The sequence below is a fragment of the Mesorhizobium silamurunense genome, from assembly GCF_014843905.1.
In the GTDB taxonomy this organism is placed as follows: Bacteria; Pseudomonadota; Alphaproteobacteria; order Rhizobiales; family Rhizobiaceae; genus Mesorhizobium; species Mesorhizobium silamurunense.
The window spans coordinates 44,940-65,072 of record NZ_LPVS01000029.1; the positions used below are offsets into that span (position 1 = coordinate 44,940).

Here is a 20,133-nt window from a genome sequence, read left to right on the forward strand (position 1 = left end):
CTCATAAGCAGCCCGCCAGCCCCCTCATATCTCAATGCCGCTCACGCAGCCAATCGCCTTGAGCGACGGGACTTTCCATCTAAATCTAGGGGAAAATTTGGTGGGTGTGCACAGGATCGAACTGTGGACCCGCTGATTAAGAGTCAGCTGCTCTACCAACTGAGCTACACACCCACACCGCCGGAAACCCAGCGTCGGCGGCGCATATAGCCGCCGCTTTCGGCGATGTCCAGCCCCGCCGGATCATTTCCCGACAAATCGACACGGCATGATCCCGAAAAGTGGATTCCAGTTTTCGGAAAAGATCATGCCCGCTTAAAAAAGGCCGCAGGCGTCAGACCAGGAGCTTGCCTTCCGCGACCTTGATTGCGTGCCCGCCTATGCGCGCGGAGGCCAATTTTCCGCCGTCGACATTGAGTTCGAGCCGGATGCGCGAGGGCCTGCCCATTTCCAGTCCCTGCTCGATCCAAAGCTGCGAGATTCCGTCCGTTGGAGCATCGAAATCCATGATGGCGCCGGCAAAGGCGGCCGCGGCCGAGCCGGTCGCCGGATCTTCGTAGGAGGGATTGCCGGGCACGATCATGCGCACGTGGAAGGCGCTGTCGTGATGCACCGTCTCGCGGCAATAGATGAAGGGGCTGGCGAAGGCCCATTCGCTCTTGCGCGGGGCAAGTTCCGACCAGGCCTGGTTGTCCAGCCTGACTTTCGCCGCCGCGTCGAGGTCGGAGACCGGAATGGTGACGTAGGGCACGCCGGCCGACCAGAAGGAAACGCGGTGATTCTCGAAGCCGATCTCGTGCGGGCCAAGGCCAAGTGCTGCACCGATCATTTCCGGGTCGGCGGCGAGTTCCAGGCGCTCCGGCAGTTTCGCCAGGTCGAACTCCGCGAAGGTGGCGCCATCATGCTTGCTGACCGCGCAGCGCACAGGGCCGATATTTTCTTCCAGCACAAAGATGCCTGTCGCTTCGCCTGCTTGTTCCGTAAGCGCGATAGCCGAACCGACCGTCGGATGGCCGGCGAACGGCATCTCATAGTCGGGCGTGAAGATGCGGATACGGTTGCGGTGTTTGGGATTTTCGGGCGGCAGCACGAAAACCGTCTCGGACAGGTTGAATTCGCGCGCGATCGCCTGCATGGCGGCGCTATCGAGCCCTTGGCTGTCGAGCACGACGGCGACCGGGTTCCCGGCCAACCGCTCGGTCGTAAACACATCGTAAAGCAAGTAATTGCGCGCCATCGAGAAAACCTTCCGCCTCGCCCCGAATTTCTGCCTCAATCCCAACATGAGGGAAATTTAATTTGAAATTCGAACCTTAAGGCATGATTTGTGCACGGATAGGGACATCAATTTTTCGCTATAGGGGTCCGGGGTGGACCAGGTTGTCAATCCGCCAAACGCAGAATCCGATACTTCCATCGAAGCCGCCCTCGGGCTCGACCGCAAAGGCGTGAGCCGCAAGCGCCGCCGCGGCTGGCTTTACACGCTGCTGGCACTGGCGGTCGTGGCGGTCGCGATCGGCGTCTACCGGTTGAACGCCGCCTCGCCGCCCCGAATCGAGTACACGACCGCACCGGCGGCGGTCGCCGACCTGACCGTCCAGGTATCGGCAACCGGCACGCTGCAGCCGCTGACGCAGGTCGACATCTCCAGCGAGCTTTCTGGAATCGTCCGCTCGGTCGCGGTCAACGAGAACCAGCAGGTCAAGAAGGGCGACGTGCTGGCGACGCTCGACACCGCCAAGCTCGAGGTCCAGATCGAGCGCGCCACAGCCTCGGCCAAGGCGGCAGCGGCGACGGTCGAGGATGCCAAGGTCACATTGCAGGAAAACGAGAACGCGGTGGTCCGCACGAGCGCGCTCACCAAGCGCGGCATGGCGACGGATCAGTCGCTCGAGGCGGCAACCGCGACGCGAGACCGCTCCAAGGCGGCACTCGACAGCGCCGAAGCCAATCTCGCCATCGCGCAGGCCGACCTCAAGGCGCAGCAGACCGACCTTGCCAAGAGCACGATCTACGCGCCGATCGATGGCATCGTGCTCACGCGCTCGGTCGACCCCGGACAGACGGTCGCCTCTTCGCTGCAGGCGCCGGTGCTCTTCGTCATCGCCGCCGACTTGCGGAACATGGAGCTGCAGGCGGCGGTGGACGAGGCCGATATCGGCCAGGTCAAGCCCGGCCAGCATGCCCGCTTCACGGTCGACGCTTTCCCGGACCGTCCCTTCGACGCCGAGATCCGCGACATCTCTTACGCCTCCGTCACCACCGACGGCGTCGTCACCTACAATGCGCGGCTCGAGGTCGACAACAGCGAGCTGCTGCTCAGGCCTGGCATGACCGCAACGGTTGCGGTCGTGACCAGGCAGGCCAAGGGCGTGCTCACCGTGCCGGCCACGGCGTTCCGCTATCGCCCGGCCGAACAGGCGGCGCGAGGCTGGAGCCTGCGAGACTTGTTCACAGGCCGCATGGGCCGCCCCAACCGGCAGCGCGAGGCGACCAAGGTGCCGACCGATGGCTCGCGCACCCTCTATGTACTGGAAAACGGACGGGCGCATGCCGTCAACGTCAAGATCGGCTCGACCGACGGCGAGCTGACCGAAATCACGTCCGGCCTCGAGGAAGGCGCGGAGGTCATCACCGGCTCGCAGCAGCGGAGCTGACCCTTGTCCGCTCCCCTGCTCATCACCTTCGACAAGGTCTGGAAGAGCTACGGCGAGGGCGAGGCGCGCGTGCATGCGCTTGCCGGCGTCGATCTTGCGATCCGCAGAAGTGAGTTCGTCGCCATCATGGGGCCGTCCGGCTCGGGCAAGTCGACGGCCATGAACATCATCGGCTGCCTCGACACGCCGACCGCCGGAACCTACCGCTTCATGGGCGTCGATGCTGGCCGGCTCGACCGCAACCGCCGCGCCCTGCTGCGCAACATTTATGTCGGCTTCGTCTTCCAGGGCTACAACCTCCTGCCTCGCACCACGGCGGCGGAAAATGTCGAGCTGCCGCTGATCTATCGCGGCGTTTCCGCTCGCGAGCGTCGGGAGTTGGCCATGCAGGCGCTCGCCCAGGTCGGGCTCGTCGGACGCGAGCATCACACGCCGGCCGAGCTCTCGGGCGGCCAGCAGCAACGCGTTGCGATCGCCCGCGCCATCGTCACCAAACCGATGCTGCTTGTCGCCGACGAGCCGACGGGAAATCTCGATACCGAGCGCACGCACGAAATCATGGAATTGCTGACCAGGCTGAACGCCGAGCTCGGCCTCACCATCGTCATGGTCACGCACGAGGCCGATGTCGTGGGCTATGCCGAGCGCACCGTGCGCTTCCTCGACGGCCGCGTCGCTTCAGATACAGCGAAAGCCGAGGCCGCATGATCTGGGAGACCGTCCGCCTTTCGCTGATTTCGATCCGCCGGAACGTGCTGCGCTCGTTCCTGACCTTGCTCGGCATCGTCATCGGCGTCGCCGCGGTCATCGCCATGCTGACCATCGGCTCCGGCACCACCGAGAAGGTCAAGACCGACATCTCGAAACTCGGCAGCAACCTGCTCGTCGTCCGCTCCGGCCGTCCGGCAGGCCCCGGTGGGCCGGGCGGGCTCGACCAGGTCACGCGTCCCCTCGCCGCCAAGGATGTTGAAGCGCTGGTCGCCCATCTCAGCGGCGCGCGCGCCATCGCGCCGGCCTCGCAGAAGCAGGTGCGCGTCATCTTCGGCACGGAGAGCCTGACGTCGGGCGTCACCGGCACCGACAGCGCCTATCTCGACGCGCGCGACTGGAATCTGGTCTCCGGCCGTCCCTTCAGCGATTCCGAGACCCGCGCCGGCGCCGGCGTGTGCCTGATCGGCGAGACCGTACGTCAGCAATTCTTCGGCGCGGGCGATCCGGAAGGCGAGACCATCCGGATCAACCGCACCTCCTGCAGGATCATCGGCTTGCTTGAGCCGAAGGGCTATACCGGCTTCGGCCAGGACCAGGACAACGTCGTGCTCATGCCTTTAGCCGCCTATCAGCGGCGCATCGCCGGCAACCGCGATATCGACAACATCTACATCGCCGCCGACGACAGGACGCCGACCACCGAACTGCAGCCGCGCGTCGAGGACATCCTGCGCGACACGCGCCGCATCACGCCGGACCGCGATCCCGATTTCTCGATCCGCGACATGACCCAGATCGCCGACGCCATGGCCAGCGCTACCACGACCATGACCGGCATGCTGGGCGCAGTCGCCGGCGTCAGCCTGCTTGTCGGCGGCATCGGCATCATGAACATCATGCTGGTATCGGTCACCGAACGCACGCGCGAGATCGGCATCCGGCTGGCAATCGGCGCGCACGAAAACCACATCCTGATTCAGTTCCTGGTCGAGGCGACGGTGCTGTCGCTGCTCGGCGGCATCATCGGCATCCTGATCGGACTGGCGATCGCCGGCCTCGCCTCGGTCACGTTGACGATACCCTTCGCGCCGAGCCCGGCGGTCATCCTGCTTGCCGTAGGGTTCTCGGCGCTGATCGGCATGGTGTTCGGCTTCTTCCCGGCCTTGCGCGGCGCAAGGCTCGACCCGATCGACGCGCTAAGGCATGAGTGAACGCCTCGCCTGCCGCCACCCTTGTCAGGCCAGCACGTTGGCGAAATGCCATTCGATCAGCGGCTTCATGTGACCCATCAGGCCGTCAGGCAGGTCATCGGCATTACGGATAATGACCGGACCCTCGATCTCCGGCTCGCTCTCGCCGGCGACGAAGGCGCCGATGCGCCGGGCAACCTCGTCGGCCGGCTCGGGGACATGATAACGGCGGAAGATCACCGTGCCGCTCGATGTCGATAGCGCATGGTAGCGCCTCCCGTGCCGGGCCACCGAAAGGTCGATCCCGGTTTCCTCGCTCACCTCGCGGATCATGTTGAAGTCGACATCGACGAGGCCGTCGCGGAAATCGATCGGCTCGAAGGAGCCGGCGGCGAAGTAGACGCAGCCGGCGTTCACCGTGTGCGAGCCCATGCGGATCGCCACCAGCGCATTGTCGCCGGCGACCAGCACGGCATGCGCATAGGCATGTTCGGCGCCGCTGAGCTCCCGGTTCTTGCGCCAAAGCATGAAGGTCGAGTACCTCACCGCATGGCAGCGGCCGATGAGCCGCCTGTCGCGATAGCTCAGCGCCGAAAGCAGCACCACCGTGCCGTCGTAGAGCGCCGGCTTCGCCGCCATTTCGCGCCGCCAGTTCTCGGCGATCGCTGGCTGGTTGTCTCGTTCGAAGGGATGAGGAGTTGGGTCGAGCCGCACGTCGACATCGTCGACCGGCAAGATGACGTTGCGCGGCAGGTCGAAACTCATCGGTTCAAGCCATCTCCAGGGTGATCACCACCGGGCAGTGGTCCGAGGCCTTCGGCCTGTCCCAGCCGGCCCGCGGGAAACGTTCGACTTCCTGACCGGACGGAAAGACTGTGCGCCATGGCTGGCCGCGGCGGATGATCTCCGGAACCGCGGTGGCGTTCTTCGCCGCCAGCGCCTTCGACGGCAGGATGTAATCCAGCTGGCACAGATGCCGCTCCTCCGGCCCGCGCGTGTGATAGAAACTCCAGCGGTCCATCTCGGGCCGCCGCTCCACGACATTTTCGCAAAAGCCGCCGGCGGTCAGAACGTTGATCGAGGACTGGGCTTCGTCGACGACCTGGAAGCGATAGCCGTCGAAGCTGTCGCCTTCGATCTTCACGCGCTGCCGGTAGTCGTTCATGTCGCCGCAGATCGCCCAGCGTCTGTCGGCCGCATGGGCCTTGCCGAAACGGTCCTCGATGATGCGGCGCACGGCCTGCGCTTCGGCGATGCGCAGCGGCATCGTAGCCTCGCGGCCGTCGAGCCCGTTGCGCGGCGAGCCCATCGACTTGAAATGCACCAGATAGAGCGTCAGCGGCATGCCGCCAACCGTCACGTCGATTTCCAGGCAGTCGCGCCGGAAGACGCGTTCGTTGGCCAGATACCCGAGCGCCGCCAGTTCCGGCGTGAACAGGCCGAACTGCTCGAACGTAACATAGGCATGGCTGGTCATGCGCACGAATTCGATCGGCTGCCCCTGCGCGGTCTCGTTGCGCATCATCACGGCGACGTCGATGCCGCGCGAATCGTTGCCGGCGGTGGTGTATTTCTGTCGGTAGCCCTGTCCGATCATCTTGAATAGATAGCCATATTCGAAGGCCTTCAGCGCCTCGATATTGTCGACCTCCTGCATGCAGATGATGTCGGCGCGGGTCGCGGCTATGGCGAGCGCGGTAAGCTGGCGGGTGTCGTCGGACAGAGCGATGGTGCGCGCCTGTTCGAGCAGCCTGTACTCAGCCTCGCTCCGGATATCGAACAGCGCCAGCGTTCGGTCCTCATTGAGCTGGTTGCGATAGCCGGAGAAATCGAACCTGTTCATCAGGTTCTCGACGTTGAAGGTGGCGAGGCGCAGAGACATGGCCGTGACCTTTGCCCGCAAGCGTGTACGAAGACAAGAGCCCTTACCTACCCGCTACGGTTGATCCGTCATAGTTGACGGAACCTTTCCGTTCATCCTCCGTTCAGACGGAAAGTCCCATCAATAGGCCTCTTCCCGGGGTGTTCTGGGCGTGGGGCCTTACTCCTTGGAGAGTGAAATGAAACCGCTCTTGTCTTCCCTCGGCTCCGGGCTGGTGGCCCTGGGCCTCATGACGGGTCTGACGGCGCCGTCGATCGCCGGCCCGATCCTGCAGCCCGATCTCTCGGCCGCCACCAGCACGGCGGCACCTACGATCATCCCCGTCCGCGACAGCTGGGCCGGCGGCAACAACTACTCGCCGCAGATGTATGACTGGCGCTGGCGGCGCGGTGGCGACTGGCGCGGCCGCGATTTCAGATGGCGCGGCGGCGACTGGCGCGGCCGTCATTTCTCCCGCAACTGGGATGGCGACGACTGGCGCTGGCGGCATCATCGCCATCATCGGCATTTCGATAGTGGTGACGCGGCCCTTCTGGGGCTGGGCCTCGGCCTTGGCCTGGGCAGCCTCGCTTACAACAACTACTACGATCCCTACTACTATGATCCGTATCCGCGGTACTATCAGCCGCGGCGCATCTACCGGACTGAGCGGCTCTCCAGGGCCCATGTCCAATGGTGCTACGACCGTTACCGGTCCTATCGGGCCTGGGACAACACGTTCCAGCCCAACTATGGCCCGCGCCGGCAGTGCATTTCGCCCTATATCTGAGCCCGTCGGCAGGAAGAATGAGACGGCGCCCATCGCGGCGCCGTTTCTTTTTCGGCAAGAAAGAAACCGCCTGCGGGGCAATAACCTTAAATTTAGCGGGGGCGTCTATTGGTGATGCGATGCCCCCACATGACGATCGCGGAGCCGCGATCCGCTAGGACGTGCCCGCCATGGCTGAGAACGAGTTGAGAGGCAAGCACAGGCAGCGCGTGCTGAAAGGCGCGGCGATCCTGACCGGCATCAACAATTCCGAGGTCAAGTGCACGGTGCGCAACATGCATCCCGGCGGCGCCGAACTGAAAGTGCCGATCGAGGCGCGCGTGCCGGACGAATTCCTGCTTTACGTGGCGACCGACGGCATCGGCTACAAGGCGATCGTCCGCTGGCGCCGCGAGGACCGCATCGGCGTCGAGTTCACCGGCACCGGGCCGAAACCGCATTGGCATTATGGCTGAGCGCGAAAACGCCGGCGGATCGCTCCGCCGGCTTGATGTTTCACGACCGGAAGCTTGATGACAATTCGCCCTGCCGGGTCAGCTGGTGCGGGTTTCGAGAACCGGAGCGGAGCGGACATTGAAGTCCGTGAGCACCGGAAGCGCAGAAACCCGCGGCAGATGGCCGGCAGGGTAGAATTGGCGCAGGCTTCCTAGTTCTTGGCCTTGTCGACCAGCTTGTTCTTGGCGATCAGCCCGCGCGACCGCAGGGCGAAGCCCGAGGACGCGTAAGGCGGAAGAACGTGGATCGCCTTAGTTCTTGGCCTTGTCGACCAGCTTGTTCTTGGCGATCACCCCGCGCGACCGCAGGGCGAAGCCCGAGGACGCGCAAGGCAGAAGAACGTGGATTGCGTTAGTTCTTGGCCTTGTCGACCAGCTTGTTCTTGGCGATCCACGGCATCATCGCGCGCAGCTTGGTGCCGACTTCCTCGATCTGGTGGCTATCGTTCATGCGGCGGATGCCCTTGAAGCGCGACAGGCCGGCGCGGTACTCCTGCATCCATTCCGAGGTGAACTTGCCGGTCTGGATGTCCTTCAGGATGCGCTTCATCTCGGCCTTGGTGTCGGCGGTGATGATGCGCGGGCCCGAGACATATTCGCCCCATTCGGCGGTGTTCGAGATCGAGTAGTTCATGTTGGCGATGCCGCCCTCATAGATCAGGTCGACGATCAGCTTGACCTCGTGCAGGCACTCGAAATAGGCCATTTCCGGGGCGTAGCCGGCTTCCACCAGCGTCTCGAAGCCGGCGCGGATCAATTCGACCAGGCCGCCGCAAAGCACCACCTGCTCGCCGAACAAGTCGGTCTCGCATTCCTCGCGGAAGTTGGTCTCGATGATGCCCGAGCGTCCGCCGCCGACGCCGCACGCATAGGAGAGCGCGAGGTCGAGCGCGTTGCCCGAGGCATCCTGGTTGACGGCGACCAGGCACGGCACGCCGCCGCCCTTCTGGTATTCGCCGCGCACCGTGTGGCCGGGGCCCTTCGGCGCGATCATGACGACGTCGACCGAAGCCTTCGGCTCGATCAGGCCGAAATGCACGTTGAGGCCATGCGCGAAGGCGATCGCGGCGCCGTCACGGATATTCGGCGCGATTTCGTTCTTGTAGATATCGGCCTGCAATTCGTCGGGCGTCGCCATCATCATCAGGTCGGCCCATTTGGCGGCATCGGCCACGCTCATCACCTTGAGCCCGTCCGCCTCGACCTTCTTGGCGGTCGCTGAGCCGGCCTTCAGGCCGATGGCGATCTCCTTGACGCCGGAATCCTTGAGGTTGAGCGCGTGTGCCCGCCCCTGGCTGCCATAGCCGATGATGGCGACCTTCTTGCCCTTGATCAGATTGAGATCGGCGTCACGATCGTAATAGACACGCATTTCGTCTTCCTTCCCGTTTTGAAGATCAGAGGCCTTGCGGCCGGTTGTTTACCCCCCGGGTCTTTGACCCGTAGAGAGCGAGAAACTGCTGCGTCGCGCGGGCGGCGTCGCCGCCGATTGCCGCCTCGGTCAATTGCAGCCGGTCGCCGAGCAGAAGCCGGATCTGCACGTCGCGGCCGACCAGCCCGAAAAAGGTCCGGAACGCCGTCTCGGCTTCCTCGAAGTCGAGCAGCCCGGCCTGTCGTCCCGCTTCGAGCACCGGCTTCAGGCGCCTGGCCAGCGCGAAGCGGCCATTCTGCAGCACGATCGCGCCAAGGTCATCTTTCCCGGAACCGGCATGGCTGACCGCCACTCGGTTCAGCGCGACGGACGTGTCACTGGAAATCACCCTCAGCCAGTCGGACGCGAAGCGTTCGAGGCTTGCGGTCAGCGAAGCAAGGTCGAGGCCTTTGCGGTCGACCGGCGTCACACGCACCTTCGAGGCCTGCCACTGCACCGTTGCCGTCAGCAGCCCGTCGCGGTCGCCGAACCATTTGTAGAGCGTTTCCTTGGAGCAGCTTGCCCGCCGCGCCACCGCTGTCATGGTGAGGTTGTCGCCCTCCTCGACCAGCAGGCGAAGTGCCGCGTCCAGAACGGCCTGCTGCCGCTCGGTCAGCGCTTCGCTGTTGTCGATATCGGGCACGCTGTGCAACACACTTCCTTCGGGAGACGTTAACCACGGTCGGCAGGCGTACCGTACGTTACGGTTCGGCTTCTATGCCGTATTGCCGGCAGTCATGCAAGCGCTATTTTTCACCGATGGCTTCTCTTGCCGGAGGACGAGATGCGGGCCGGTCTGTTTGCCTTGGCTATTGCGGCCGCCTTCACCGGCGCCGCAGTCTATGTCAGCGTTGCGGAGCAGCCGGCGCGGCTTGGCCTTGACGACAAGGCATTGCTGCGGGAATGGCAGCCTTCCTACAAGCGCGGCGCCGCCATGCAGGCTTCCATTGCCATGGTCGCCTGCGTTCTCGGGCTGATTGCCTGGTGGCGAACCGGAGGACCTGGCTTTCTGGCCGGCGCAGTGGCGATCATCCTGCCCTGGCCATGGACACTGCTGGTGATGATGCCGACCAACCGTTTGCTGGAAGCGATGAAGGTCGAGGCCGACAATCCGCAGGCAAGATCAATGATCGTCAGATGGGGCAAAATGCATCTGGTCCGCGTCGCGCTTGGCGCGCTGGCGACGATCGCGTTTCTTTGGGCCTCGCATCTGCCCTGAAGGCCCGGTCGGCCGGCAATCATTCCATGATTGGCGCGTCGCGCAGCCTCCCAAGCAACCCGGCCAGCATCTCCAGTTCCTTGGCGGAAAGCTTGTCGCCCATCAGTTCCGATATGGCTTTTCCGTAGACAGCCCAAAGGCGGCGGCGCGTCTCCCGCCCCGCGGGTGTGATGCGCACGGTCTGGCCACGGCCATCGTCCGAGACGGGCAGCTTTTCCACCAAGCCATCCGCCTCCAGCCGGGCCAGCAGTCGCGAGACGTTGTACTGCGCCAGCAGGACGCGATCGATCAGCTCGAAGGGGCGCAAGCCGCCCTCACCCGCCTCGGCGAGCTCGTGCAGCACGTCGTACCAAGCAAGCGGCGGCAGACCGCCGGCCTTCAGGGCGTCCTCGGTCTTCTCGACCAGCTGGCGCGACACGCTCATCAGGCGGCCCCAGGTTTTGACGGCCTCGGGCGAAGGAGACTTCTTCGTCATGGCGGGATTCTATTCGATAGATGCAAATGCATCAAGCTTGACGATCGATGCAGATGCATCCATATAGATGCAATTACATCTATATGGAGTTCTCCGATGAAACACGAAATCTGTAAAGTGGCCGACATTCCGCAGACGGGCAGCCTGGTGGCGCCTTTCTTCGGCCGCGAGGTCCATGTCTGGCGTAGCGGCGAGCGCATCCGCGCCGCGGCCAATGCCTGCCTGCATTTCGGCGGACCGCTGGACTGCAAGGACGGCGCCTTGGTCTGCCAATGGCACGGCGCCCGCTTCGACATGGAAAGCGGCGAGCGGATCGAAGGCCCGGCACCGAAGGGCTCGCGCCTGATGTTCCTGTCGACCCTCGTCGAGGATGGCGCGCTGAACTATGTCTGGGGAGAGTGAGATGACGGCCAGACTCACCCTCGTCAGCCATCATCTTTGCCCTTACGTCCAGCGTGCGGCGATCGCGCTTGCCGAGAAAGGCGTGCTGTTCGAGCGCGTCGACGTTGACCTTGCCGACAAGCCGGACTGGTTCAAGGCCATCTCGCCGCTCGGCAAGGTGCCGCTGCTTCGTGTCCGGCGAGATGGCGCGGAGGAAGTCATTTTCGAATCGGCCGTCATCCTCGAATTCCTCGAGGAGACGGAGGCCAATCCGTTGCACCCGGCCGATCCGCTCATGAGGGCCAGGCACCGCGCCTGGATCGAATTCGGCTCGGCCATCCTCAATGCGATAGGCCGCTTCTATTCCGCGGCCGATGAGGCTGCGTTCTTCAAGGAAAGCAACGGCTTGTCGGAAATGTTTGGGCGTGTCGAGGCGGAGCTGTCGGCAAGGCAGGGCGGTCCGTGGTTCGCAGGTGACCGCTTCTCGTTGGTCGACGCCGTCTACGGGCCGATCTTCCGCTACTTCGACACGTTCGACAGGATCGTTGATTTCGGCATCCTGGAGGGAAAGCCTCTCGTCCAGGCCTGGCGCAAGGCGTTGAGCGAACGGCAATCGGTGAAGGAGGCTGTCACTCCGGGCTATCCGCTGCGGCTGCACGCCTTCCTGCGGGCAAAGGCGTCCTATCTGTCGCAGATGATCCGGCTGCAGGCCATTGCAGTTCCGCAGGCCCGATCGGCCTGAATGGATCGATCACCACTGGCGCTTTGAGGCTGTCGCCGATGGCGAATGCCTCAGGCCTGCGCGGCATCGAAGGCGGCGCGCGCCTCACGAACGGCATCGTGGTTGAGTTCGGCCCATTGGATAAGCATCTGCAACGGCGCGAACATCGAGCGGCCGAGATCGGTGAGGCTGTACTCGACGCTCGGCGGCTTGGTCGGAAAGACTTCGCGATGCACATAGCCGTCGCGCTGCAGGTCGTAGAGCGTCTGCGTCAGCATGCGCTGCGAGATATCGGGCACAAGGCGGCGCAACTCCCCGAACCGGTAAGGCTTCTCGGCCAAGGCCATGACCAGCAGCGAGCTCCATTTGCCGCTGATGCCCTGGATCACGTCGCGAACCGGGCAATCGGCGAAATTGCCGCCGCCGGTCATGGCCTTGTAGACCTCGAGCTTCGATTTCAGATTGAAGATCTTGCTGTCCATCGCGACATCCATTGGTCGAAGCGGCGACCGCCCGGTGGTTCCCCGGCTGTGCCTACCTCCCGAAAAACTGCCTTCTTTACGGCTTCCGGTCAATTCCTATTTTAGCGCTGGTCTCTTTTTGAGACCAAATATACCCGCCCTTCGACGCAATTTTCAGGAACCTCCCATGACCGAAACCCTCCTCGTCACCGGCGCTTCCGGCCATCTCGGCCGCGCCGTAATCAACCATCTGCTCGATGTGCAGAAAGTCGCGCCGGCGAATATCATCGCCACCACGCGCAATCCCGGAAACCTCGCCGACCTCGCGGCTCGCGGCGTCGCCGTCAGAGCGGCCGATTTCGACGATCCGGCATCGATCGAGACCGCATTCAAAGGCGCCGACCGGGTGCTGATCGTCTCGACCGGAGAGCTCGACCTCAAGAGCGACCGGCGCCTCAAACAGCATCAGGCCGCGGTGGCCGCTGCCAAGGCAGTCGGTGTCTCGCACCTGCTCTACACCTCGATGCCCAATCCCGAGCCGGTCTCGCCGGTGCTGTTTGCCGGCGACCACTACGGCACCGAGCAGGCGATCGAGGCGAGTGGCATTCCCTACACCATCTTCCGCAACGGCTGGTACCAGGAGAACCTGTTCATGGCGCTGCCACACGCCATTTCGTCGGGCAAGTGGTACACGTCGGCCGCCGACGGGCGCATCGCGCACGGCGCGCGCGACGACATGGCCGCCGCGATCGCCGCGAGCCTCGCTTCCGGCTCGACGGAGAGCCGCATCTACACGCTGACCGGCCCGCATGCTTACACCACGAACGAAATTGCCGCCTTGGTAACCGAAGTCACCGGCAAGCCGCTGGAGGTTATCCGATTGCCTGATGAGGCTCTGACCGAGGGCGTCAAGGCGGCCGGCCTTCCCGAGGATTTTGCTCGCATCATCGTCTCCTTCGACGCCAACACGCGCTCCGGCCGTATCGGCATGGTGACCGACGCGATCGAGACGTTGTCGGGTCGCAAGCCGCAGACGCTGAAGCAGTTCCTCGAAGCGAACAAAGCCGCTTTGCTCGGCTGAAACCGGCGCGCCCGGCGGCCGTTCTACCGGGCGCGCTATTTTGACTTTTGAGCAATCCGAGCCGGATCAGGCTTTCGCCGGTCGCAGCAAGCGCTTCCTCGCGCGATCGCATCGGCTTCGCGCTTGGCCGAGCGGACGGTCGTGCGTACGCGGTAGCCTGCCTTCAGACGCGCGAGGACGCAGTGAGCGCCGAGGAAGCCCGAGCCGCCGGTAACGAGCACCAACTCACCGCCCATGCCCGCCTCTGCCCCTCTACAGCGGTTCACCGTTTCACGAAACGCCGAACCGCCCCTTTGTCTTCACGCAATTCCTGACGGGAAACCGTTACACGCTTTTCCTGGAATTGCTCTAAGCGTTGCGGCCCCTCAAATGGCCACCTGCGTGCCGATCTCGACGACGCGTCCGGTGGGAATCTGGAAGTACTCTGTCGCATCCGCCGCTGTTTTCGCAAGCCCGATGAACAGCCGGTCCTGCCAGATGGGCATGCCGGAATTGGGCGAGGCCTTCAGCGAGCGCCGCGACAGGAAGAAGGACGTCGTCATGATGTCGAACTTCCAGCCCTGCTTGCGGCAGATCGCGAGCGCGCGCGGGATGTTCGGCTGCTCCATGTAGCCGAAGGTCAACGTCACCCGCATGAACAGTTCGTTGACCGTCTCCATCTTCACCCGTTCGCTGTCGGGCACCACCGGTTGCGGCGCAGTGACCACCGAAAGGATGACGTTCTGTTCGTGCAGCACCTTGTAGTGCTTGAGACTATGCATCAGCGCCGTCGGCGCACTCAGCGGGTCGCTGGTCAGGAACACCGCGGTGCCGGACACAAGCTGCGGTTTTTTCTTGAGAAGGTTCGCCGCCAGGAAGTCGAGCGGAATCTCGTTGCGGCGGGTCTTGTCGAACAGGTAGCGGCTGCCGCGCACCCAGGTCCACATGGCCATGACGATGGCGAAGCCCACCGCCAGCGACGACCAGCCGCCTTCGAACACCTTGACGATGTTGGAAGCGAAGAAGCCGATGTCGATGAGCGCGAACACTGCCGTCAGCGCGACCGCCGGCCAGATGTTCCACTTCCAGATGCGTGTCATGACGACGAACAGCAGCGTGGTCGTCACCAGCATGTTGCCGGTGACGGAAATGCCGTAGGCCGAGGCCAGCCTGCTGGATTCGCCGAAGCCGACCACCAGAAGCATCACCACCAGTGCCAGCAGCAAATTGACGCGCGGCATGAAGATCTGGCCGGACTGCTTTTCCGACGTGTGCAGGATCTCGAGGCGCGGCAGCATGTTGAGCTGTACGGCCTGTCTGGTCAGCGAAAAGGCCCCGGAAATCACCGCCTGGCTGGCGATGACCGTCGCAGCCGTCGCCAGCACCACCATCGGGATCAGCGCCCAGCCCTGATTCATCTCGAAGAACGGATGTCCGACTACACCTTTGTTTGCCAGTATGAAGGCACCCTGCCCGGCGTAGTTCAGCAGCAAGCAGGGGAACACGATCGCCAGCCACGCCATGACGATTGGCTTGCGGCCGAAATGGCCGAGGTCGGCATAGAGCGCTTCGGCCCCGGTGACGGCCAGGAAGACGGCGCCTATGGTCACGAAGGAGACATCGGGCGAATTGATCAGGAAGGCGACGATATGATGTGGGCTGATTGCCCAAAGGATTTCCGGATCGTCGATGATGTGGTTGAGACCGGATAGGCCGATGGCCAGGAACCACGCGGCGGTTACCGGGCCGAACACCAATCCGACGCCGCCTGTGCCGAAGCGCTGCACCGCAAACAGTATCGCCAGAATGACCAGTGTCAGCGGCACCACATAGGGCTGGAAGGTGGGTGTGACGACGTTCATGCCTTCGACCGCCGACAGCACCGAGATCGCCGGCGTGATCACGGCATCGCCGAAGAACAGCGACGCGCCAACGATGCCGATGCCGAGGATGATCGCCGAGCGCGCCGGGAAGCTGCCGCGCGCCAGCGCCATCAGCGACAGCACACCGCCCTCGCCGCGGTTGTCGGCACGAAGCACGAACATGATGTATTTTATCGTGACGGTAATGGTCAGCGACCAGATGATCAGCGACAGCACGCCGAGGATATCGCCACGAGTGGCCACTTCGCCACCGGACGAAGCGTGCAATGCCTCGCGCAACGCATAGATCGGGCTGGTCCCGATATCGCCATAGACCACACCGAGCGCGCCAAGCATCAGCATCTTGGTGCTGTGCTGCTCGACTTCAGAATGGCTCGATTGGTCGACGGATTCTGCCTCACTACCACTGTTGGTAAGGGCCATAAACGACACTCCGATAAACGCGCGGTGCTCTACGCTTGCTGCGATGCAATATCAAGTGCCCCAACGTGATGGCTCCCATGCCCGTCACGCGCAGCTCCTGAAGCTACCATCCGCAAGCCTTCAAGAACCGCCCAACCGTGCCGGCCATGCCATACTCCAGCGCATCGGCTGTCAACCCGTGTCCGATCGATACTTCGGCCAGTGCCGGGATGCGTTTGGCCAATGCCGGCAGGTTGGCCACGGTCAGATCGTGGCCGGCATTGACCTGGAGCCCCGCCGCGAGTGCCGCATCCGCGGTTTTTCCCAGTCTTTCCAATTCCTTGGCCGCCTTGGTGGAATCGGAATGGTAACCGCCATAGGGCCCGGTATAGAGTTCGATCCGGTCGGCGCCGGTATCGCGCGCGGCAGTCACGCCGACCGGATCGGCGTCGGAAAACAGCGACACCCGAAAACCGCCCTTCTTCAGCCGCTTGACGATCGGCGTCAGGAACGCCGCCTGTGCGGCGAAGTTCCAGCCGTGATCCGATGTTGCCTGCGCCGGGTCGTCGGGCACCAGCGTCACCTGCTCCGGCTGGTTCTTCTCGACAAGTGCCAGGAAATCCTCGGTCGGATAGCCTTCGATGTTGAATTCAGCCTTTGGGAACTCATCGTCGATCAGCGCCCTGATCTCCGGCAGGTCGGAATGTCTCGTATGCCGCTCGTCGGGACGCGGATGGACCGTCAGCCCATGCGCGCCGGCGGCAAGCGCGATGCGCCCGAGCCCCGTAACGCTCGGCCACGGCAGGTCGCGGCGATTGCGCAGCATGGCGACAGCGTTGAGGTTGACCGAAAGCTTTGCAGGCATGATCCGGCGTCCAGTTGGAGCAATTCCAGGAAAAGTGCGTAGCGGTTTTCCGTCCGGAATTGCGTAAGAACAAAATACTCAGAGCGGTTCGGCGGGCATCTATAGCGCCTTTGCAGGGAACAGATAGAGGGTTTCCGGTGTTCCAGGGGACGAGATGGTGGTTAAGGCTCTCTGTTTTAACGCAATTCCTGACGGAAAACCGTTTTGCACTTTTCCTGGAATTGCCCTAGCGCAAGGATTTGCCAGTGAATTTCCTCGAAGCCGTGCCGGCGATACGCCGCCTCGATACAAACCGTGACGCGCTTTTTGCCATCGACGTCGTCGGCGATGTTTCGCCGGCGGACGCGGAAAACCTTTTCGGCCTGCTCGAAGCAGCCTATGCCCTGCACCCGAGGATCGACGTGCTGGTGAGACTGACCGACGAGGAGAGCGTCGATTGGGCCAACATTTCGGAAGGTACGATCCGACAAGGCGTGGCCGACGCGCTGGAGCATGTCGTCCGTTGCGCGGCTATCGGGGAACCGCGCTGGGCGTCCCTTGTCGGGGGGTTCTTTCCGAAGGCTTTGCCGTTCGAGTTCAGGCATTTCGACAGTGACAACGAAGCCGCTGCCTGGCAGTGGCTCGGCGCCAGGCCGGCAAACGAAACTAGCGCACGATCGTCAACCGCTCGGCGGCGCGGGTGATTGCCGTGTAGAGCCAGCGCTGCCGCGTCTCCTTGAACGCCCAGCTCTCGTCGAACAGCACGACTTCGTTCCATTGCGAGCCTTGTGCTTTGTGGACCGTCAGCGCGTAACCATAGTCGAAGTCGTCGAAGCGCTTCTTCTGCTGCCACGGAATCTCGGCGTCCGGATCCTCGAACGCCGCCTTGAGCAGCTTGATCTTGGCGACGCTGCGGTCGGGATCGTCCTCTTCCGGCGAGACCAGCAGGTTGATGCCGGGCTTCACCGTCTCGCGCGACGAGGTCATCACCTTCCACAGCGAGCCGTTGAGCAGCCCCTTGGCCGGGTCGTTGCGCAGACAGACCAGCTTGTCGCCGGCCTGCGGAAAATCGGCGGAAAAACCCTTCAACTCACGCAGCCGCTGGTTATAGCGCCGGCGCGTGCGGTTTGTGCCGACCAGCACCTGGTCGGCCTTGAGCACAAGGTCCTGGGTGACCCCTTCCCTGCCGATCACCTGCGCCGTGCCGTAGTCGCCATGCATGAACTCGCGGCCTTCGCGCACGTCGAGCGCCAGCCGGATGATCGGATTGTCCTGCGCCTGGCGATGGATTTCGGTGAGCAGCACGTCCGGCTCGTGCTCGGTGAAGAAGCCGCCGCCCGAGATCGGCGGCAGCTGGGCGGGATCGCCAAGCACCAGGATCGGCGTGCCGAAGCTCATCAGGTCGCGGCCCAGCTGCTCGTCGACCATCGAGCATTCGTCGATGACGACCAGCTTGGCGCGCGCGATCGGGCTTTGCCGGTTGAGCGCGAAAGTCGGCGAGATCGACGTCTTGCCGGTCACCTCGTCCGAAACCGATTCCTCGCCCTTCGGCCTGTAGATCAGCGAATGGATCGTGCGGGCGTTGATGGCCCCCTTCGAGCGCAGCACCTGGGCGGCCTTGCCGGTGAAGGCGGCGAACTGCACCTGGCCGTCGACATGCTCGGCAAAATAGCGCGCCAGCGTCGTCTTGCCCGTGCCGGCATAGCCGAACAGGCGAAAGATCTGCGGCCGGCCGTCCTTCAGCCAGCGGCCGACCGCCTTCAAAGCCTCGTCCTGTTGGGGAGAGAATTCCATCAACGCGACAGACCGGATTCGCGAGCGAAATACAAGATTGGCGTCCCATCACCGGCGTCGCCGGTGACGATCTCATTTGTTACCAGCTCGGCACGCTATCAGGGGCAAACAAGAACGTAAAGGGAACAAGCCTGTCTTCGTTACGCTACCTGCCAGGGCCGGGATCGTTCTCAAGCAGGATTGGCTTGCCATGCGGTGTGGCGTGTGCGGCGCGCTCCCAGGCGGCCGCGAGCGCGTCGACTTCGCCCTTGCCGGCAACATCCTTTGTCGACAGCAATTTTTCCAGCGCCGCCAGCCAATGCTCGTAATAGTCGTGGCCGTCGCTCTCGGCGTCCGGCTTCTTCACCTCGGCGGACAGCGCGTCCGCCCATTCGCTCCACGAAAACAATCCCTTGTCGTGCAGCGCCACCGTCATGGCGAAGGCTTCCGCCTGCCATGGCTCGGCGAACACCGGATCATCGAAGCCGTCTGGCAGTTTGGCCTCATGCGGGCTCAAGATAGCTCTCCCAGGCATCGATCGAGACAACAAGCGTCGGATCGGCGCCCTCGCCCCAGATCTCGGCTCCGTCGAAAACCACCGTATAGACCCATTGCGGATTCTCGCCCCTGCCATGCGCGTTACTGTCGGGGAAGACGAAACCGTCGCGCACGGCCTCGATGGTGCCGCTCTTGCCGCGCGCATAGCGCGGCAGGCGCGTATGGCCGGTGGGATTGAAATTCTTCGTCCGCACGCGGTCGCCCGCCCGGAAGCGTGCCGGCGTGGCGACCGGACGATCGCACGGTCCGCCCTTGGCGAGCACCGCGGGCACATCCGCCGCCTTCAGCACTCTTTTCGGCGTCGCGGCCGCATCGACCGCCTTGCCGGCCACAAGGTCGCGCTCGGTGATGAAGCCGTGGCGCTTCAGCAGCACTTCCAGCGCCTTGATCCAGATCTGATAATAGCTGGACGCATAATAGTCGGCTGGATGCAGCGATTCCCGCGCATGCCGGCTCTCGTCGATATTCCAGGCGCCCATCGCGCCAGCGGTGAGCGTGACGCCCAGCGCGCGCTTCTCCCATTCGGCATGGAAATAGGGCTCGTCCTTCTCGGGCGCGACCGGCCCGAAACCCATCTGCCCGCCGAGATCCTGCGGCCCGTTCATTGAGCTTCCCCGTTCATGCCGGCTCCTTGGCCAGCGCCGTGCCGATCATCGCGTCGCGGCTGACCAGCCCGGCAAGCTGCTCCTCGCTCCAGCCGTCGGTTCCCTTCGGTCGCATCGGCACCACCAGATAGCGAAGCTCCGCCGTCGAATCCCAGACGCGGATCTTCCTGCCTGCGGGCAGCGTCAGCCCGAACTCCTCCAGTACCCCGCGCGGATCGATCACCGCGCGCGAGCGGTAGGGCGGCGCTTTATACCAGACCGGCGGCAGGCCGAGCACGGACCACGGATAGCAGGAGCAGAGCGTGCAGACGACGAGGTTGTGCGTGTCCTCTGTGTCGAAGACGGCCTGCATGTGCTCGCCCTGGCGGCCGGTGTAGGAGAGCGATCCGATCGCCGCCGTCGCGTCGCGCCTAAGCCAATCGGCATAAGCGGGATCGCTCCAGGCCTTGGCCACCACCCTGGCGCCATTGCGCGGGCCGATTTTCGTCTCGTAGGTATCGACGATGACGTCGATGGCCGCCGGGTCGATCAGGCCTTTCTGGGTCAGGATCGTCTCAAGCGCGCGCACGCGCGCCGCAAACGGGTCGAGCTCGTTGTCATGGTCGTGATCATGGGACATGACCTTGAGACTAGGATC

The 20,133-nt window shown here is 63.7% G+C and carries 23 protein-coding genes, 1 tRNA gene and 1 pseudogene; 10 read left to right on the forward strand and 15 right to left on the reverse strand.

Annotation, left to right across the window (positions count from 1 at the left end; translation table 11 throughout):
• Positions 1 to 98: 98 nt before the first annotated feature.
• Together AU465_RS07500 and AU465_RS07505 are read right to left on the reverse strand one after the other, a co-directional pair.
• Positions 99 to 174: transfer RNA gene (locus AU465_RS07500), tRNA-Lys, on the reverse strand.
• A 160-nt stretch (positions 175 to 334) separates the two neighbouring features.
• Positions 335 to 1,237 (reverse strand): PhzF family protein, encoded by a 903-nt coding sequence (locus tag AU465_RS07505; protein WP_192245449.1) that lies wholly within the window; start codon positions 1,235 to 1,237, stop codon positions 335 to 337.
• Positions 1,238 to 1,370: 133 nt separating this feature from the next.
• On the opposite strand from AU465_RS07505, the gene AU465_RS07510 reads away from it, so the two are divergent.
• From AU465_RS07510 to AU465_RS07520, 3 genes are read left to right on the forward strand one after another with little or no spacing between them, the layout of a single operon-like run.
• Positions 1,371 to 2,657 (forward strand): efflux RND transporter periplasmic adaptor subunit, encoded by a 1,287-nt coding sequence (locus tag AU465_RS07510; RefSeq protein WP_192245451.1) that lies wholly within the window; start codon positions 1,371 to 1,373, stop codon positions 2,655 to 2,657.
• 3 nt (positions 2,658 to 2,660) lie between these two features.
• A complete protein-coding gene (locus tag AU465_RS07515) occupies positions 2,661 to 3,365 on the forward strand; it encodes an ABC transporter ATP-binding protein (RefSeq protein ID WP_192245453.1) in 705 nt (234 codons plus the stop codon).
• The gene (locus tag AU465_RS07520; protein ID WP_192245455.1) at positions 3,362 to 4,579 is read left to right on the forward strand and encodes an ABC transporter permease; all 1,218 of its coding nucleotides are present in this window, start codon (positions 3,362 to 3,364) and stop codon (positions 4,577 to 4,579) included. Before AU465_RS07515 ends, AU465_RS07520 begins: the two co-directional genes overlap by 4 nt.
• 24 nt (positions 4,580 to 4,603) lie before the next feature.
• On the opposite strand, the gene AU465_RS07525 is transcribed toward AU465_RS07520, so the two are convergent.
• Both AU465_RS07525 and AU465_RS07530 read right to left on the reverse strand, forming a co-directional pair.
• A complete protein-coding gene (locus tag AU465_RS07525; RefSeq protein WP_192245457.1) occupies positions 4,604 to 5,323 on the reverse strand; it encodes a hypothetical protein in 720 nt (239 codons plus the stop codon).
• Positions 5,324 to 5,327: 4 nt separating this feature from the next.
• Positions 5,328 to 6,440 (reverse strand): endonuclease/exonuclease/phosphatase family protein, encoded by a 1,113-nt coding sequence (locus AU465_RS07530; protein ID WP_192245459.1) that lies wholly within the window; start codon positions 6,438 to 6,440, stop codon positions 5,328 to 5,330.
• Positions 6,441 to 6,618: 178 nt separating this feature from the next.
• Between AU465_RS07530 and AU465_RS07535 the strand changes: the two genes are divergently transcribed.
• Both AU465_RS07535 and AU465_RS07540 read left to right on the forward strand, forming a co-directional pair.
• The gene (locus AU465_RS07535; protein ID WP_192245461.1) at positions 6,619 to 7,209 is read left to right on the forward strand and encodes a BA14K family protein; all 591 of its coding nucleotides are present in this window, start codon (positions 6,619 to 6,621) and stop codon (positions 7,207 to 7,209) included.
• A 170-nt stretch (positions 7,210 to 7,379) separates the two neighbouring features.
• Positions 7,380 to 7,664 (forward strand): PilZ domain-containing protein, encoded by a 285-nt coding sequence (locus AU465_RS07540; RefSeq protein WP_192245463.1) that lies wholly within the window; start codon positions 7,380 to 7,382, stop codon positions 7,662 to 7,664.
• Positions 7,665 to 8,055: 391 nt separating this feature from the next.
• Here the strand turns inward: AU465_RS07540 and ilvC are convergent, their stop codons facing one another.
• A complete protein-coding gene (gene ilvC / locus AU465_RS07545; RefSeq protein WP_192245466.1) occupies positions 8,056 to 9,075 on the reverse strand; it encodes a ketol-acid reductoisomerase in 1,020 nt (339 codons plus the stop codon).
• Between the two features lie 25 nt (positions 9,076 to 9,100).
• Complete coding sequence (locus tag AU465_RS07550; RefSeq protein WP_192245468.1) at positions 9,101 to 9,769, reverse strand: TetR/AcrR family transcriptional regulator; 669 nt, start codon at positions 9,767 to 9,769, stop codon at positions 9,101 to 9,103.
• 129 nt (positions 9,770 to 9,898) lie between these two features.
• Between AU465_RS07550 and AU465_RS07555 the strand changes: the two genes are divergently transcribed.
• A complete protein-coding gene (locus tag AU465_RS07555; protein WP_192245470.1) occupies positions 9,899 to 10,333 on the forward strand; it encodes an anthrone oxygenase family protein in 435 nt (144 codons plus the stop codon).
• 19 nt (positions 10,334 to 10,352) lie between these two features.
• Here AU465_RS07555 and AU465_RS07560 read toward each other — a convergent pair whose 3' ends face one another.
• Positions 10,353 to 10,808 carry a MarR family winged helix-turn-helix transcriptional regulator gene (locus AU465_RS07560; protein ID WP_192245472.1) on the reverse strand — a complete coding sequence of 152 codons (456 nt, stop codon included), beginning with the start codon at positions 10,806 to 10,808 and terminating at the stop codon, positions 10,353 to 10,355.
• Positions 10,809 to 10,904: 96 nt separating this feature from the next.
• On the opposite strand from AU465_RS07560, the gene AU465_RS07565 reads away from it, so the two are divergent.
• Positions 10,905 to 11,210 carry a Rieske (2Fe-2S) protein gene (locus AU465_RS07565; RefSeq protein WP_192245474.1) on the forward strand — a complete coding sequence of 102 codons (306 nt, stop codon included), beginning with the start codon at positions 10,905 to 10,907 and terminating at the stop codon, positions 11,208 to 11,210.
• 1 nt (position 11,211) lies between these two features.
• The gene (locus tag AU465_RS07570; RefSeq protein ID WP_192245476.1) at positions 11,212 to 11,931 is read left to right on the forward strand and encodes a glutathione S-transferase family protein; all 720 of its coding nucleotides are present in this window, start codon (positions 11,212 to 11,214) and stop codon (positions 11,929 to 11,931) included.
• 50 nt (positions 11,932 to 11,981) lie between these two features.
• On the opposite strand, the gene AU465_RS07575 is transcribed toward AU465_RS07570, so the two are convergent.
• On the reverse strand, positions 11,982 to 12,392 hold the full coding sequence (locus AU465_RS07575; RefSeq protein WP_126088566.1) for a winged helix-turn-helix transcriptional regulator: 411 nt from the start codon (positions 12,390 to 12,392) through the stop codon (positions 11,982 to 11,984).
• A gap of 166 nt (positions 12,393 to 12,558) precedes the next feature.
• Here AU465_RS07575 and AU465_RS07580 point away from each other — a divergent pair, with 166 nt between their 5' ends.
• Entirely contained in the window at positions 12,559 to 13,452 is an 894-nt protein-coding gene (locus AU465_RS07580; protein ID WP_192245478.1) for an SDR family oxidoreductase, read from the forward strand.
• Between the two features lie 101 nt (positions 13,453 to 13,553).
• On the opposite strand, the pseudogene AU465_RS36350 reads toward AU465_RS07580, so the two are convergent.
• The 3 genes and pseudogenes from AU465_RS36350 to AU465_RS07590 all read right to left on the reverse strand — a co-directional run.
• Positions 13,554 to 13,688, reverse strand: a pseudogene (locus AU465_RS36350) (NAD-dependent epimerase/dehydratase family protein); the annotation flags it as partial.
• Between the two features lie 129 nt (positions 13,689 to 13,817).
• Positions 13,818 to 15,737 (reverse strand): potassium transporter Kup, encoded by a 1,920-nt coding sequence (locus AU465_RS07585; protein ID WP_192245480.1) that lies wholly within the window; start codon positions 15,735 to 15,737, stop codon positions 13,818 to 13,820.
• Positions 15,738 to 15,840: 103 nt separating this feature from the next.
• Positions 15,841 to 16,581, reverse strand: a complete 741-nt coding sequence (locus tag AU465_RS07590; RefSeq protein WP_192245482.1) for a pyridoxine 5'-phosphate synthase — start codon at positions 16,579 to 16,581, stop codon at positions 15,841 to 15,843.
• A gap of 245 nt (positions 16,582 to 16,826) precedes the next feature.
• Here AU465_RS07590 and AU465_RS07595 point away from each other — a divergent pair, with 245 nt between their 5' ends.
• The gene (locus AU465_RS07595; protein ID WP_192245484.1) at positions 16,827 to 17,264 is read left to right on the forward strand and encodes a SpoIIAA family protein; all 438 of its coding nucleotides are present in this window, start codon (positions 16,827 to 16,829) and stop codon (positions 17,262 to 17,264) included.
• On the opposite strand, the gene AU465_RS07600 is transcribed toward AU465_RS07595, so the two are convergent.
• The 4 genes from AU465_RS07600 to nthA all read right to left on the reverse strand — a co-directional run bounded on the left by AU465_RS07600 (position 17,227) and on the right by nthA (position 20,115).
• Positions 17,227 to 18,354: an ATP-dependent DNA helicase gene (locus AU465_RS07600; RefSeq protein ID WP_192245486.1), complete on the reverse strand. Its 1,128-nt coding sequence runs from the start codon at positions 18,352 to 18,354 to the stop codon at positions 17,227 to 17,229. The genes AU465_RS07595 and AU465_RS07600 overlap by 38 nt on opposite strands.
• A gap of 145 nt (positions 18,355 to 18,499) precedes the next feature.
• Positions 18,500 to 18,850, reverse strand: a complete 351-nt coding sequence (locus AU465_RS07605; protein ID WP_376774829.1) for a nitrile hydratase accessory protein — start codon at positions 18,848 to 18,850, stop codon at positions 18,500 to 18,502.
• The gene (gene nthB, locus AU465_RS07610; RefSeq protein ID WP_192245491.1) at positions 18,837 to 19,496 is read right to left on the reverse strand and encodes a nitrile hydratase subunit beta; all 660 of its coding nucleotides are present in this window, start codon (positions 19,494 to 19,496) and stop codon (positions 18,837 to 18,839) included. Before nthB ends, AU465_RS07605 begins: the two co-directional genes overlap by 14 nt.
• A 13-nt stretch (positions 19,497 to 19,509) precedes the next feature.
• Positions 19,510 to 20,115 carry a nitrile hydratase subunit alpha gene (gene nthA / locus AU465_RS07615; protein WP_192245493.1) on the reverse strand — a complete coding sequence of 202 codons (606 nt, stop codon included), beginning with the start codon at positions 20,113 to 20,115 and terminating at the stop codon, positions 19,510 to 19,512.
• Between the last annotated feature and the right edge of the window lie 18 nt (positions 20,116 to 20,133).

Bases quoted from the DNA above. Each gene is read 5' to 3' on its own strand.
- AU465_RS07505 (WP_192245449.1), bottom strand. From the start codon at position 1,237: ATGGCGCGCAATTACTTGCTTTACGATGTGTTTACGACCGAGCGGTTG.
- AU465_RS07520 (WP_192245455.1), top strand. From the start codon at position 3,362: ATGATCTGGGAGACCGTCCGCCTTTCGCTGATTTCGATCCGCCGGAAC.
- AU465_RS07525 (WP_192245457.1), bottom strand. From the start codon at position 5,323: ATGAGTTTCGACCTGCCGCGCAACGTCATCTTGCCGGTCGACGATGTC.
- AU465_RS07530 (WP_192245459.1), bottom strand. From the start codon at position 6,440: ATGTCTCTGCGCCTCGCCACCTTCAACGTCGAGAACCTGATGAACAGG.
- AU465_RS07535 (WP_192245461.1), top strand. From the start codon at position 6,619: ATGAAACCGCTCTTGTCTTCCCTCGGCTCCGGGCTGGTGGCCCTGGGC.
- AU465_RS07540 (WP_192245463.1), top strand. From the start codon at position 7,380: ATGGCTGAGAACGAGTTGAGAGGCAAGCACAGGCAGCGCGTGCTGAAA.
- ilvC (WP_192245466.1), bottom strand. From the start codon at position 9,075: ATGCGTGTCTATTACGATCGTGACGCCGATCTCAATCTGATCAAGGGC.
- AU465_RS07555 (WP_192245470.1), top strand. From the start codon at position 9,899: ATGCGGGCCGGTCTGTTTGCCTTGGCTATTGCGGCCGCCTTCACCGGC.
- AU465_RS07560 (WP_192245472.1), bottom strand. From the start codon at position 10,808: ATGACGAAGAAGTCTCCTTCGCCCGAGGCCGTCAAAACCTGGGGCCGC.
- AU465_RS07565 (WP_192245474.1), top strand. From the start codon at position 10,905: ATGAAACACGAAATCTGTAAAGTGGCCGACATTCCGCAGACGGGCAGC.
- AU465_RS07570 (WP_192245476.1), top strand. From the start codon at position 11,212: ATGACGGCCAGACTCACCCTCGTCAGCCATCATCTTTGCCCTTACGTC.
- AU465_RS07575 (WP_126088566.1), bottom strand. From the start codon at position 12,392: ATGGACAGCAAGATCTTCAATCTGAAATCGAAGCTCGAGGTCTACAAG.
- AU465_RS07580 (WP_192245478.1), top strand. From the start codon at position 12,559: ATGACCGAAACCCTCCTCGTCACCGGCGCTTCCGGCCATCTCGGCCGC.
- AU465_RS07585 (WP_192245480.1), bottom strand. From the start codon at position 15,737: ATGGCCCTTACCAACAGTGGTAGTGAGGCAGAATCCGTCGACCAATCG.
- AU465_RS07590 (WP_192245482.1), bottom strand. From the start codon at position 16,581: ATGCCTGCAAAGCTTTCGGTCAACCTCAACGCTGTCGCCATGCTGCGC.
- AU465_RS07600 (WP_192245486.1), bottom strand. From the start codon at position 18,354: ATGGAATTCTCTCCCCAACAGGACGAGGCTTTGAAGGCGGTCGGCCGC.
- nthB (WP_192245491.1), bottom strand. From the start codon at position 19,496: ATGAACGGGCCGCAGGATCTCGGCGGGCAGATGGGTTTCGGGCCGGTC.
- nthA (WP_192245493.1), bottom strand. From the start codon at position 20,115: ATGTCCCATGATCACGACCATGACAACGAGCTCGACCCGTTTGCGGCG.